The organism is Paenibacillus sp. FSL W8-0194, assembly GCF_037969745.1.
Lineage (GTDB): Bacteria > Bacillota > Bacilli > Paenibacillales > Paenibacillaceae > Paenibacillus_AQ > Paenibacillus_AQ cookii.
Genome location: NZ_CP150205.1, coordinates 2,699,026 through 2,711,771 on the forward strand (window position 1 = coordinate 2,699,026; position 12,746 = coordinate 2,711,771).

The following is a 12,746-nucleotide window of genomic DNA, read 5'->3' on the forward strand; positions in this document are numbered from 1 at the left end:
TAACTTGAACAGTGGCGGTGAATGACACGATGGCAGCGTTAAAAAGGCTCCTCATTGGACGTCCTCTGAAATCTGCGGAATTGGGAGAACAAAAGCTCAACAAAAAGAAGGCACTTGCGATACTTTCCTCGGACGCGTTATCCTCCGTCGCCTACGGTCCCGAGCAAATCCTGCTGGTGCTGATCACGGTCGGCGCATCGGCTTTCTGGTATTCGATTCCGATAGGAATCGGGGTCCTTATTTTATTATCGGCGTTGATTCTGTCGTATCGCCAAATCATTTTCGCTTATCCGCATGGCGGGGGAGCATACGTCGTATCCAAGCAAAATTTGGGGATATATCCTGGATTGGTGGCCGGCGGCTCGCTGTTGGTCGATTACATTTTGACCGTGGCGGTGAGCGTCTCGGCGGGAACGGACGCCATCACGTCGGCATTTCCCGTGCTGCATGAGCATACGGTGGCGATCGCAGTCACGTTTGTTATCCTCATTACGCTCCTGAATCTGAGAGGCGTCACCGAGTCGGCTTCCATCTTGGCGTATCCGGTGTACTTATTCGCGCTGGCGATGTTCATTTTGATCGGCGTGGGGCTGTACCATATCGCGACCGGCCAGGTTTCACCTAACCTGCATACGCCAGTCGGCACGCCGGTGGCAGGGATCAGCTTGTTTCTGCTGCTAAAAGCTTTTGCATCGGGCAGCTCGGCGCTGACCGGCGTTGAGGCGATATCCAACGCGATACCAAATTTCAAAGATCCGGCCCCTAAAAATGCAGCCAAAACGTTAATGGCCATGGGCATTCTGCTGGCCCTGCTTTTCTCGGGCATCGTGTTCATGGCTTATTATTTGGGGATCTCCCCGAATGCGCAGGAAACGGTCGTATCGCAAATCGCCAAGGAAACCTTCGGGCGCAATTTCATGTATTTTATCATTCAAGGAACCACTGCGTTGATCTTGATCTTGGCGGCGAATACGGGGTATTCCGCTTTTCCGCTGCTGGCGGTGAATCTTGCCAAAGACCGGTTCATTCCCAGAATGTTTACGGTAAGGGGAGACCGCCTCGGATATTCCAACGGCATCATCTTTCTTGGGCTGCTTTCGATCGTGCTGATTATTGCCTTCCACGGGCAAACGGAGCATTTGATTCCGCTGTATGCGGTAGGCGTTTTTATTCCTTTTACGTTGTCGCAGACGGGGATGATCGTGAAATGGGTGCGGGAAAAACCCGCAGGCTGGGTGACGAAACTTATCATCAATGCGATCGGCGCGCTCATCAGCTTCACCGTATCGGTCATGTTTTTCGTGACCAAGTTCCCGCAAATATGGCCGGTGTTAATATTCTTGCCTTTGATCGTTTATTTGTTCCACAGAATCAAGAAGCATTATGAAGCGGTAGGCGAGCAGCTTCGCTTGTCGACCTGCGAACCGGCGGTTCCGATCGAAGGAAACGTCGTCATCCTCCCGGTGTCGGGCATCACGCACGTGGTTGAACATTCGTTGAATTATGCGCAATCCTTATCGGCGGACCAGATCATTGCCGTATACATCCCTTTTGAAAAGGAAGAGGAAATACGCTTCGAAGAAAAATGGAAGAAGTGGCGGCCGGACGTCCGGCTGGTAACGTTGCCTTCCCCTTACCGGAGCATCATACATCCGCTGAGCAAATTCATCGATATGGTTCATCGAAAGGCCAGCGAGTCCCATTATCAGGTGACGGTCGTCATTCCCCAGTTCATACCGAAGCGGAGCTGGCAAAACCTGCTGCATAACCAAACGAGTTTGATGATTCGCACGTATTTGCTGTATCGCAAAGACGTTATCGTAACGACTGTTCCGTACCATCTGAAAAAATAAATGGACCTGAAGAACCCGGTCGTCGTCTGGACGGCCGGGATTTGTTCGATCCTTCGATCAAGCCGCGTACGGGCGAATACGACCAGTATCATCACGGCGAAATCAACGCCTTCCATGTCTCCTATTTCCGGAGGAAATGGGCGGAGGAGCGGAAATTTCACACGTGCAATTTGCGGAAAAGCTACGGTTTTCACCTGGTCGCGCAGGGCGCAGACCCGATTCCGGGCGTCATGGATGCGGCCAGGCCCTACCGAATGCTGATCGTAAAAAACGGACCATGCATTACGTTTGCCGTTAACGACCTTCCGGTTTTTTCGTGGAAGGACGACGGCGAAACGTACGGACCTCCGCTTGCAGGCGGCAAGCTCGGTTTCCGCCAGATGGCGCCTTTGATCGGCGAATACGCGAATGTCGCCGTATATGCCGAAAAACGGGAAGGATAGGGGACTATAACAGATAATCATCAGAAGAGGCTGTACATGAACATCGCGCCAATGATGTTTCGCGGCCTCCTCTTTTTTTCATTTCGAATAATTCGTTCCACAACCCTCGGTTGTTGAAGTATAATCGATTAAATTATGCAAGCGCGCCGCGTGCGTCTAAAGGGAAGGGGGCCATGCGGCATGAAGAAGGTAAAAGGGGGAGTTGCCAATGAAAACATTGCCGACCATTTCGTTAGAAAGACTCGTATTGCGGCCTTTTATTTTAGATGATGCCCCGGCGGTCCAAAAATTTGCGGGGGATCCGTATGTGGCCGAAACGACTTTATACATTCCGCATCCATATGAGGACGGCGTCGCCGAAAAATGGATCGGTACGCATGCGGACAATTTCAACGGGGACCGGTCGCTTGAATTGGCGATTGTACATAAAGAGAACGGCGATGTAATCGGCGCCATATGCATAGGAATCCATAACCAATTTCATCATGGGGAATTGTCCTATTGGATCGGTAAAGAATACAAAAACAAAGGATACTGCACGGAAGCAGCAAAAGGAATCGTCAACTATGCATTCAAGCAACTGAAATTAAACCGTATATTTGCCCGTCACTTGGGGAATAACCCTGCATCGGGAAAGGTGATGGAGAAATTGGGAATGAAATACGAAGGAACGTTAAGGCAGCACGTGTTAAAAAACGGCGAGTATGACGATCTGGTTTATTATGGTCTTTTAAAAGATGAATGGAGTGATCCAAACGAGAAGTTGCCTAGCCTTTTATGACAGAACATAGATGCATGACAAGCTGCGAATCTCGCGGCTTTTTTTGATGCTCTGGCAATCAAAATCCCATACAATAAAGGAAAGCTCGATGGTTGGCTTTTGAGCGATCCTTTAGTAGGGGGATTCGAATGAATAAAATGGTGCCGGCGTTTTTGCTGCTCTTCGTTTTCTTATCCGGCTGCATGTCCCATAAAACGCTGCAGACCGAGCAATGGAGCGGCTTTAAAAAGCAGATGCGTTCCGAGCATAAAGAAATTAAAGATATGGAACTCCAAATGTCGCCTACGCAAATTGAAATCAACTATTACCTCGATCGCAAGCCGGACGTCGAAGAGGATCAGGAGCTTTTTATGAAGGCGAAAAAACTTGCTCTTTCATCCGATTTTCAACAGACGGTGATCGAAGAGTCGTACTTCAAACATTATTCCAAGGACGAACGAAGGTATCCCGATATCATGATCCGCTTCTTCGGCACCAAAAAAGACGTCATCCAGTATGAGTATTTCGCTTCATATTATGGGCCTGGCTTTGAGGGTGCGAAAGATCGGCCGATCGACGCCTACAAGACATGGTTCTTCCATGATTTCAAAACCAAAAGCGTACCCGTTGAGCCATGATTTTTTGACTTGAACGTGAACTTGAAACCCGATTTCATGCGGAAGGCCATCCTGGATAGGATGGCCTTCGAACGGCTTGCTCTAATATTTTTTGCCATAAAAAACGGCAAACCCCAGATTTTTGTACATACAGTCCACATCGCCGAATCCGGCTTCTTTCAGCCATTGGATCTGTTCCTCCGCTGTAGCGTTAATGTCGAGCTTCCTTCTTTCTATAGAGGCTTCAATCGCTTGCCGGGGAAGACCGCTTGCGTTAACGGCTGATAGCCATCGTTCTATATAATAGGCATCCGTTTGAGGGGTGCTGCCGCGCACTTGATCGGCATTCACGAATATTCCTCCCGGACGGAGGGCTTTGAACAAGGCGGAGAAAAGCTTCCGTTTTTCTTCGTGAACCAGATGGTGAATCGACAGGGAGGAAATAATCACATCGTACGAATCCGTAAAATTGTAGTTAGAGTAGTCGGCGGCAACATATTGAACATCGGCCGATGGACCGAATCTTTGTTTTGCGCCTTCGAGCATTTTGTCGCTGAAATCGATGAGAGTCAGCTTGGCTTCAGGATACTTTTGAAGGACGAGGCCGGCGAACAGTCCGGTACCTGCGCCCAAGTCCAATACCTGGGGACTGCGTTCGTCCAGCTCGACCAAAGACACGGCCATGCCGTAAAACTCGTCAAAGCAAGGAATCAATTGCCGCCTCTGCCAATCGTAATCGTCCGCCCCGGAATCAAACAGCTTTTTTACGTTCGGATCCATCGTTAGTTCCCCCTTAAAGAAATATTTACCGTTATTGTATCAGTCCAAGTTCTTATTGTACAAATATATAGATCAAATAGGATTAATAGATGGAGCCTATAAAAGACGAACTAGTTCACTACAAATGCACGACCGTTGAATAATCAGCGTCCGTGAAGATTTTGATTCTTCCGGGCTCTGTTTTTTTGTTATCACGATCCCATGGGCCTGTTTGCCATGGCTTGAATCCTGTTTTTTTGCCGGAAAAGGATAGCAGATCATGCTTAAGTACCTAGCAAAAACACAACCCCGGTAAGTCGAGAGGCCGATTTGAATCATGTTATGATTTTTTTGAGAACTGTAACGGTTCAGACAAGACACGACGGACCTCTCACAACACGACTTAAGCTTGAGCAGACACATAGGAAAGGACTGGGGACCGATGAACCAAGTGAAATACGCTAATATGCTGAACATGACGGAGCTTGCGACGCCGGAAAATAGATTGTTTCCGTTCGATATCCTGCGCCGGCTTCGAAACGAAACGCCCGTGCGTTATGACGGCAGCCGCGGCTGCTGGGATATTTTCCGTTACGACGATGTGCAGCGCATATTAAAGGATTCGAAAACCTTCTCATCCGAAAGGGGGGCAGGAGCCGGCGGCTCCATCCTGTTCATGGATCCGCCAAAACACAAGCAAATGCGCGATCTGGTCAGCAAAGCATTTACGCCAAAAGCGATTCAGGAGCTGATGCCCCGCATCCAGTCCATCGCAGAGCATTTGCTAAATGCGGTACCGGAGAACGCCATGGACGTGACGCGTGATTTTGCCACGCCGCTTCCGGTCATCGTCATAGCGGAGCTGCTGGGTGCGCCGAAAGAAGACCGGGAGCTATTCAAGCACTGGTCCGACGTTCTGGTGGAGAGCGCCGACGATTTGTCCGATGAGGCTTTCCGGAGGATTACCGATAAGCGGATGAAAGCGACGGGGGAGCTGTACGACTATTTCAAGGGGATTATGGCGCAGCGGGCCATCGAGCCGCAGGACGATCTGATCACGGCGCTTATGAATGCGGAGATCGAAGGGGAGAAACTCACGGAAAAGGAGATCGTAAGCTTCTGCGTGCTGCTACTGGCAGCCGGAAACGAGACGACGACCAATTTGATCACCAATGGCGTTCGCGTGCTAACCGAAATTCCGGTGCTTCAGGAAGAGCTGTATCAGGCGCCGGAGCTTATTCCGGCGTTTATTGAAGAGGTGCTGCGCTATTACCCGCCGATCGTTGCAATCGGACGCGTTGCGAAGGATACGGTGCAAATTGGGGACCAGACCATTGAAAAGGGCGCGCAGGTCATTTCCTGGGTGGGGGCAGCCAACCGCGACGAATCCCGGTTTGACGATCCGGACGCTTTCCGTCTGGACCGCAAGCCGAATCCGCATATGACGTTTGGGTTCGGCATTCATTTCTGCCTGGGGGCGCCCCTTGCCAGATTGGAAGGAAAAATAGCGTTCCAAGCGCTGCTCGATCGATTCAAAAATCTTAGGAGAGACCCAGGCAGCAGCATTCAGCCGATTCAGAGCTCATTTGTATTCGGCGTCAAAAACTACCCGATGACGATGGACCGCAGATAAGGTTAGAGTATATCCTGTTATTCATGACAGTCCTGTTTCCGGGCTCCGGGGCAGGGCTGTCGTTTTTATTATGCAAAAATGACCCGAATGCAAGGCAAATCCAAAAACGGTTGCCGCATGGAAGAAAAAATAAAACGTTTGGAGGCTCCGATGCCGTCTATAAGGCAGAACAGCATTGAGCTGAAAGCTTTATAAACGGGAGGGCATCATGAAAGAACACCATTTGGCCGTGGCCGCTTGCGAAGGCGATGAAGAAGCTTTTTTCGACTTGTTATCCCTTCACAAGCGAAAGCTGTACGGCGTTGCATACAGTTACATGCACAACGAAGCCGACGCGCTGGACATGCTGCAGGAAGCCGCATACAGGGGGTGGTCCAAATGCCGAACGCTGAAAGACCCCGACGCGCTGCTGCCTTGGTTGATCCGGATCGTCATTCATTGCTGCATAGAGGAACTTAGGCGGCAGAAACGAAGGCAGCGGATCATTTGGGAACACGGCGAGACGTATACCCCCGAAATGGTCAGCGTGACGAAGCTCGATATGGAAAAGGCCTTAAACCGCCTAAAGCCCAAGTACCGAAATGCGATTATCCTCAGGTACTACAACGATATGACCGTCCCTGAGATCGCGCAGATCCTGGGGAGGGCGGAGGGAACCATCAAGACGTGGCTGCATCAGGGACTTAAACAATTGCGCGGCAAAATCAATGACGGAGGTGAACTGCAGCATGACCATGCATGAGGACTGGATGTTGGAAAGCGGCAGGCAGGAGGTACGGCAGGCGATCGGCACGGTACCCGATCATAGGTTGGACGAGGCGCTGCGAAAGGGACTGAAGAGGGCTTCCGAAGAAAAGATGCCTTTGGCGCGTCTCCGGTCGACGAAGAGGTTTCGGGTGACCGCTGCGGTTTTGGCTGTCCTGATGGTCGGCGGAGCCGGCGCGGCAGGAGGATACAAACTATATCAACCGCCTTCGGAAGAGAAGGCACAGGCGAACGTGCAAATTCCGTCTTATGTTGAGAACATGTTCGACAAAGCCGACAATTTTCTTGTCATGGTCAAGCAAGCCGCTGATCACGGACTGTATCATGAGCTGAATCGATCGGTCACTGCAGGCGGTTATACGCTCCGGATCGAAGGGATTGCAGCGGACAGCAGAAGAATCATCATGTTTTATACGGCAGAGAATCAAAATGAATCTCTTCCTTTGCGGCTGAGTTATAATCATCCTCCGCAGCTGCTGGATTCTCAGGGACGGCCGCTTCAGGGTTCGTTCACGTGGGACACCTACGCCGGTTTGCCCAAAGATCAGCCGCTGACGAAAGGGGTTATGGTGTTTGATTTTGAAACGCCCGGGCAGATGCCGGAAAGTTTTCAGATCCAAACCACCTGGTCTCAGTTAAAACCCCAAGGGAGCAAGGTGAAAACCAAAACGGAAAACCTGGTCGTCCCCGTTACGCTTCATCACGGAACCCATGCGGCGGATATGGAGGAGCGGCCGATCCAGATGGATATCACGCAAAGCGGACAGCAAATCACCTTTACCCAAATGGTTCAAAGTCCATTGAGGACGGACCTTTCGTTCGATGTCAAGAGCAGCAACGGCAAAAAGCTGGAGAACATCGAAGCCACCCTGGAGCTTGCTTCAAGGCAAACGCGGTCAAAGCAGCGGCCGGGGTATGACACCATGTTAAGATTCGACCGGACGCTGCTGAAGCCGGAAGGAGGAACCATATATTTGACGAGCAGCTTCTACTCGGAGCATAGGGAGCTTTGGCTGAATTTTCACTATGCGAGTTTCCAGCCGGATCATGAAGTGGAGATTGCCATTGATCCCAAGGAAGGCACGCTGGTGCAATCTCCGGATTCCGGGATTTCATTAAAACATGCGGCGAAGGAAACCCCGGGCCGGGATCTGCGATTGCTGCTGTTGTACGGTTCGCAAACAACGGTGCAAGGGGGATATTACGAACTGCAGGACACGTTCACGGATGCTGACGGCCAGCGGCATCCTTTCGAGCAGGAATACCGTTCCGGGGAAGGCACCTATCTGACCATTCCGAATTACCGGCAGTATCCGGGGCCTTTCCGCTTCACGATTATCAGATATTGGGGGAACGTTCTTGAAATGCAAGGGGGAGCGGAGAAGCGGATTCGATAGATCCGTGTGGCGAAAAACATTCATCTGTTCTCGCGTGATGCAAAAACGGGACTGAGAACGTAACATATTCGATCTGGAAAACCGCAGGTTATATGCGGTTTTCTTTTTTTATATCGAAGCATCGGTCCGAATATGGCCGCTTGTACATCTAGCTCATGCCCATGCCGGAAAGATGTGGGCGTTTCAAGGCAGCTCCGATTTATGATAGAATAGTAAAAAGCAGCATGTACATAAGCATCAGGATCACAGGCATCCCTTTACTGCGACGGTTCCGCGAACAGCATTTGCAGGAAAGAACGGGTGCTTTTTTCATAGGCTCAGCCGGGATGATCATTTCGTTTTACTGAACGTATAAGGAGTTGAACGCCCGTGGAAAGGCAAGTCCAGGAATTATGGCACGAGGTCCTGTCTATGATTCAGAAGAAGATCAGCAAACCCAGTTTTGATACTTGGCTGAAGTCCACGAAGGCTGTAAGCCTGCAGGATCATATCCTGATCATCGGCACCCCGAATACTTTTACGCAGGAATGGCTGGAGAACCGATATGCCAAGCTTATATCCGACGCCGTTCGTGAATGCCTGCAGGTCCAGCCCGAGCTTCGCATCGTTACGCAGGATGAACTGGCCGCCGCTTCGGAGCAGGCTTCCTCCCAGTCCATGGTCGCCATCGAAGAGCCTCCTCCGCTCGAACAATCCTATGCGGCAGCTTTGAATCCGAAATATACGTTCGACACGTTCGTCGTCGGTCTCGGCAACCGTTTTGCCCATGCGGCGGCGCTGGCGGTGGCGGAGGCTCCGGGCAAGGCGTACAACCCGCTTTTCCTCTACGGCGGCGTCGGACTGGGCAAAACCCACTTGATGCACGCCATCGGCCATCATGTGCTGGAGCACAATCCGCAGGCCAAAGTGCTGTACCTCTCTTCCGAGAAATTCACCAATCAATTTATTCAAGCCATCATGAACAACCGCGGAGAAGCCTTCCGCAACAAATACCGCAACATCGACGTCCTTCTGATCGACGATATCCAGTTTATCGCCGGCAAGGAGCAGACGCAGGAGGAGTTTTTTCATACCTTCAATGCCTTGAAGGAAATGGGGAAGGCGATTATTATTTCCAGCGACCGCCAGCCTAAAGAGATCCCCACGCTGGAGGAACGCCTGCGGTCCCGTTTTGAGTGGGGGCTGATCACGGACATTCAGCCGCCGGATTTGGAAACCCGGATCGCTATCCTGCGCAAAAAAGCCAAAGCGGAACATCTCGACATCCCGAATGAAGCGATGGTATATATCGCGAGCCATATCCATACGAACGTTCGTGAGCTCGAAGGGGCCCTGATCCGCGTTATCGCCTATTCTTCGTTGATCAATCAGGATATTACCGTGCATATGACGGCCGAAGCCTTAAAAAATATCATCCCCTCATCCCGGCCCCAAACCATTTCCATCCAGGACATTCAAGAGCAAGTAGGGAGCTACTACGGACTTAAACCGGATGATTTCAAAGCGAGAAAACGTACAAAAGCCATCGCTTTTCCCAGACAAATCGCCATGTACCTTTCGAGGGAGCTCACGGACCATTCGCTGCCCAAGATCGGCGAAGCCTTCGGCGGGCGGGATCATACCACGGTCATTCATGCCCATGAAAAAATCGCTTCCGTCATCCGCGAGGACGAGGAAATTCAGCAAACTGTCGCCAAGCTGGCCGAGCACATTAAGAACCGGGTACAGCCGCGGGTATAAATCGTTTTACGTTTCGGCAGGGAACATCGATATCCAACTTGCTTTCGGATAAAACGGCGATTAAAATGAATGGAAATATTAGGGTGAGATTGGCATTCAGAAGGAATGACGACGCCGTGGTGGAAAAAGGTGAAAAAAATTGAAAAAAGACGATTTCGGCAATAGGGAATGCATCATTTTCGTCGGAATCCAAGCTTCCGGGAAGTCGACTTTTTATAAAGAAAAATTTTTTAAAACCCATGTCCGGATCAACCTCGATATGCTAAAAACAAGACATCGGGAGCAAATTTTTGTTGACGCTTCGATCCAAGCCAAACAACCGTTTGTCGTCGATAATACCAATCCGACAAGAATCGACAGGCAAAAATATATCGAGATCGCCAAGAAACATCGATTCAAGGTCGTAGGTTACTACTTCGTGCCGGATTATGAGCTATCGCTCGAAAGAAACGAAACCAGGCAGGGAAAAGAACAGGTTGCCGATATCGGAATCAAAAGCACGCTGAAGAAATTGGAGACGCCTTCATATCGTGAAGGGTTCGATGAGCTCTATTGGGTTAGGTCGCAAGACGGGCAATTCGTGGTGGAAGAGGTGTGAAACCGCTGATCGGGATCAGCGGTTTACTGCCAAGGATCAGAAGTTATGATGAAATATGTAACCTACATGGAATTTCCTGCGTTTTATTACATAAGCAGCCTGATTCGTTTTGCAGGGGAGGGGATTTTCATCAAAGGCGCGCTCATGGGTTTATTTATGGTTATTTTTTTGGCCGGTTGCTTGAACGATAACGACATGGCATTCACTGGCGAAAGCCAAAACTGGTCGGCATGGTACGAAGTATCCCATACCATCGACGATAATCATACGAATACGCTGACTTTGACTTACGAAGGGGACGACCCGGCTCATGTGGGTTTCGTAAAATACAAATATGCAGCCGCTCCCAGGGAAGGAAGCGGTGAAACGGAATTGTCCGGGCGAAGGGAGATTGTTCATCAAAGCGGCGGCAATGGCGCCATCCCGCTGAAAGATTCGATCATCGAGGTTACGGTCGAGTGGAACGGCCATAAAGAAGAGCTGAAGCTCTCTGCCAATAAAAAGTAGGGAGGCGGAAGAGAAAAGGGCTCACCCTGTAAATTCGGATGAGCCTTTTCCGCAATACAATATTGAAAGAAAGTAAACATCTCAATTCATCGTCAATGGATGGTTGATGTTATTACCAGCTAAAACTTTTCGCTATGATCACCAGCAAAATGAACAACACCAAGATCGCTGCCGCATTTCTACCAAAACCGCCGTGACCATATCCTCCAACTACTTCGCTCATTCCATACTCCTCCTTGAATTAAGATACAATGTATTATATGGATTGGTAAGGACATGGTAAGGGCATCGAGGCAAAAATAAATATGGAATATTGCAGAATATCCTATTTTTGAGTGAAAAATATATCTTTTGACTGCTATATCTATCCCTTTCGATCTTACCAGGATGTTAATAAGATATATTATCTTATTTGAAAGGGGTATGAACAAATATGGGCGAAGTTATGGGAGCGGATTATGGCGGAGGCAACAAAATATTTACGATTCTCGTTCTTTTTATTCTGCTAGTCATTGTTGCCAGAACATGGGGATGTTAAAAACGTAGGTCAACAGAGACCCTGCAGCCTGTCACGGCTGCCAGGGTCTTTTATTTTGGTTATCGCTAAAGATATTTTGTACATCCTTAAACCCGCAAAAAATGGTAAACTGGAAAAACGCCCATGGAGCGGCATTGTAGCGTCAAAGCAATACATATCTATTTTACGAGAAATAATATGAAACGGAGGGGCAAAGCTGAATGAATATCGCAGGAATCCGCTATGAACGTTTCAGTCCAAAAGATGAACGCGCGGCCAAAGAAGTGTTAAGCCAAGACGCCGACGCGGGGGAAGACATCCTTCGAGTGCTGGCTGAAGAACCGGATTTGTTTGTTGTATCGTATATCGGAGACAAGCTTGTGGGTCTGGCCCAAGTGAACGAGCCTGTTTCCCAGTCGTATTTAACCGTTTTTGTGGCTCCAGAGGATCGCAGGCAAGGCATCGGTTCTGCTATGGTCCGGTATGCCGAGGCAAAGTTGCGGGCAGGCGGAACCCAAATAGTCAGAAGTTCCTTTCGTGCCGGTCATTCGTCCTCTCTTGCGTTTGCGCGCAAGCTCGGTTACGAGCCCTACTTTTCATCGGCGTTCATGCAGCGCACCGGAGCCCCTTTTCCATTGGAAGAACTTCCGGTGAGGGGCTATAAGGACGAAGATTATTTGGTTTGCCAATCGCTGTATGCCGCAGCTTTTCACGAAATGCGCGTCCGGGTCGGATGCTTTCCGGATTCGGTGATTGCCCAGCCGAGCGAACAGGAAAGGCAAACATGGAAAGAGAACGCGGCTAACCGTTTCGTCTACGAATTCAATGGGGAAATCGTCGCTTACGGCCACATTCCAGGCAATGAAATCGGCAGCGTCTCCGTTCGTACGGATGTTCAAGGACGTGGAATCGGCAAAACGTTTGTCAAGTATTTATGCAATGAGATCATCCGCCGCGGCAACTCCAGCGTGGACCTCTGGTGCGTCGTCGGGAATCATGCCAGAAATCTGTATGACAGCCTTGGTTTTACGGAAAAGCATGTTGCGCAATTCATGCGCAAAACGCTGTAATTCCGCCGATTGTCCTTTGACCAAAACGTATGCGACAAGGCAAATTTCATGAATGAACCCGGCTTGAAAATGACAACATAAGGAAGT

The 12,746-nt window shown here is 49.9% G+C and carries 13 protein-coding genes; 11 read left to right on the plus strand and 2 right to left on the minus strand.

Going from position 1 to position 12,746, the window contains the following annotated elements; all coding sequences use genetic code 11:
- The first annotated feature begins 29 nt into the window (after positions 1-29).
- From MKY58_RS12055 to MKY58_RS12070, 4 genes are all read left to right on the plus strand, one after another.
- Entirely contained in the window at positions 30-1,853 is a 1,824-nt protein-coding gene (locus MKY58_RS12055; RefSeq protein WP_339324729.1) for an APC family permease, read from the plus strand.
- A gap of 26 nt (positions 1,854-1,879) precedes the next feature.
- Positions 1,880-2,296: a DUF1961 family protein gene (locus MKY58_RS12060; protein ID WP_339325132.1), complete on the plus strand. Its 417-nt coding sequence runs from the start codon at positions 1,880-1,882 to the stop codon at positions 2,294-2,296.
- A 208-nt stretch (positions 2,297-2,504) separates the two neighbouring features.
- On the plus strand, positions 2,505-3,077 hold the full coding sequence (locus MKY58_RS12065) for a GNAT family N-acetyltransferase (RefSeq protein ID WP_339324730.1): 573 nt from the start codon (positions 2,505-2,507) through the stop codon (positions 3,075-3,077).
- 128 nt (positions 3,078-3,205) lie between these two features.
- Complete coding sequence (locus MKY58_RS12070) at positions 3,206-3,694, plus strand: hypothetical protein (protein ID WP_339324731.1); 489 nt, start codon at positions 3,206-3,208, stop codon at positions 3,692-3,694.
- An 81-nt stretch (positions 3,695-3,775) separates the two neighbouring features.
- On the opposite strand, the gene MKY58_RS12075 is transcribed toward MKY58_RS12070, so the two are convergent.
- A complete protein-coding gene (locus MKY58_RS12075) occupies positions 3,776-4,453 on the minus strand; it encodes a methyltransferase domain-containing protein (RefSeq protein WP_339324732.1) in 678 nt (225 codons plus the stop codon).
- A 421-nt stretch (positions 4,454-4,874) separates the two neighbouring features.
- On the opposite strand from MKY58_RS12075, the gene MKY58_RS12080 reads away from it, so the two are divergent.
- From MKY58_RS12080 to MKY58_RS12105, 6 genes are all read left to right on the plus strand, one after another.
- Entirely contained in the window at positions 4,875-6,065 is a 1,191-nt protein-coding gene (locus MKY58_RS12080; protein WP_339324733.1) for a cytochrome P450, read from the plus strand.
- Positions 6,066-6,273: 208 nt separating this feature from the next.
- On the plus strand, positions 6,274-6,807 hold the full coding sequence (locus MKY58_RS12085; protein ID WP_339324734.1) for a sigma-70 family RNA polymerase sigma factor: 534 nt from the start codon (positions 6,274-6,276) through the stop codon (positions 6,805-6,807).
- On the plus strand, positions 6,794-8,227 hold the full coding sequence (locus MKY58_RS12090) for a DUF4179 domain-containing protein (RefSeq protein WP_339324735.1): 1,434 nt from the start codon (positions 6,794-6,796) through the stop codon (positions 8,225-8,227). The genes MKY58_RS12085 and MKY58_RS12090 overlap by 14 nt, the downstream gene beginning before the upstream one ends.
- Before the next feature lie 369 nt (positions 8,228-8,596).
- Positions 8,597-9,967 carry a chromosomal replication initiator protein DnaA gene (gene dnaA, locus MKY58_RS12095; protein ID WP_339324736.1) on the plus strand — a complete coding sequence of 457 codons (1,371 nt, stop codon included), beginning with the start codon at positions 8,597-8,599 and terminating at the stop codon, positions 9,965-9,967.
- A 139-nt stretch (positions 9,968-10,106) separates the two neighbouring features.
- Positions 10,107-10,565, plus strand: a complete 459-nt coding sequence (locus tag MKY58_RS12100; protein WP_339324737.1) for an AAA family ATPase — start codon at positions 10,107-10,109, stop codon at positions 10,563-10,565.
- Between the two features lie 45 nt (positions 10,566-10,610).
- Complete coding sequence (locus MKY58_RS12105; RefSeq protein ID WP_339324738.1) at positions 10,611-11,072, plus strand: hypothetical protein; 462 nt, start codon at positions 10,611-10,613, stop codon at positions 11,070-11,072.
- Positions 11,073-11,184: 112 nt separating this feature from the next.
- Here MKY58_RS12105 and MKY58_RS12110 read toward each other — a convergent pair whose 3' ends face one another.
- Complete coding sequence (locus MKY58_RS12110; RefSeq protein ID WP_156124671.1) at positions 11,185-11,295, minus strand: sporulation protein YjcZ; 111 nt, start codon at positions 11,293-11,295, stop codon at positions 11,185-11,187.
- Positions 11,296-11,810: 515 nt separating this feature from the next.
- On the opposite strand from MKY58_RS12110, the gene MKY58_RS12115 reads away from it, so the two are divergent.
- A complete protein-coding gene (locus MKY58_RS12115) occupies positions 11,811-12,659 on the plus strand; it encodes a GNAT family N-acetyltransferase (protein ID WP_339324739.1) in 849 nt (282 codons plus the stop codon).
- Positions 12,660-12,746: the final 87 nt, after the last annotated feature.

What these genes read in the sequence shown, in the direction of transcription:
- MKY58_RS12055 (WP_339324729.1), top strand. Translation starts at nt 30, where the DNA reads ATGGCAGCGTTAAAAAGGCTCCTCATTGGACGTCCTCTGAAATCTGCG.
- MKY58_RS12065 (WP_339324730.1), top strand. Translation starts at nt 2,505, where the DNA reads ATGAAAACATTGCCGACCATTTCGTTAGAAAGACTCGTATTGCGGCCT.
- MKY58_RS12070 (WP_339324731.1), top strand. Translation starts at nt 3,206, where the DNA reads ATGAATAAAATGGTGCCGGCGTTTTTGCTGCTCTTCGTTTTCTTATCC.
- MKY58_RS12075 (WP_339324732.1), bottom strand. Translation starts at nt 4,453, where the DNA reads ATGGATCCGAACGTAAAAAAGCTGTTTGATTCCGGGGCGGACGATTAC.
- MKY58_RS12080 (WP_339324733.1), top strand. Translation starts at nt 4,875, where the DNA reads ATGAACCAAGTGAAATACGCTAATATGCTGAACATGACGGAGCTTGCG.
- MKY58_RS12085 (WP_339324734.1), top strand. Translation starts at nt 6,274, where the DNA reads ATGAAAGAACACCATTTGGCCGTGGCCGCTTGCGAAGGCGATGAAGAA.
- MKY58_RS12090 (WP_339324735.1), top strand. Translation starts at nt 6,794, where the DNA reads ATGACCATGCATGAGGACTGGATGTTGGAAAGCGGCAGGCAGGAGGTA.
- MKY58_RS12105 (WP_339324738.1), top strand. Translation starts at nt 10,611, where the DNA reads ATGATGAAATATGTAACCTACATGGAATTTCCTGCGTTTTATTACATA.
- MKY58_RS12110 (WP_156124671.1), bottom strand. Translation starts at nt 11,295, where the DNA reads ATGAGCGAAGTAGTTGGAGGATATGGTCACGGCGGTTTTGGTAGAAAT.
- MKY58_RS12115 (WP_339324739.1), top strand. Translation starts at nt 11,811, where the DNA reads ATGAATATCGCAGGAATCCGCTATGAACGTTTCAGTCCAAAAGATGAA.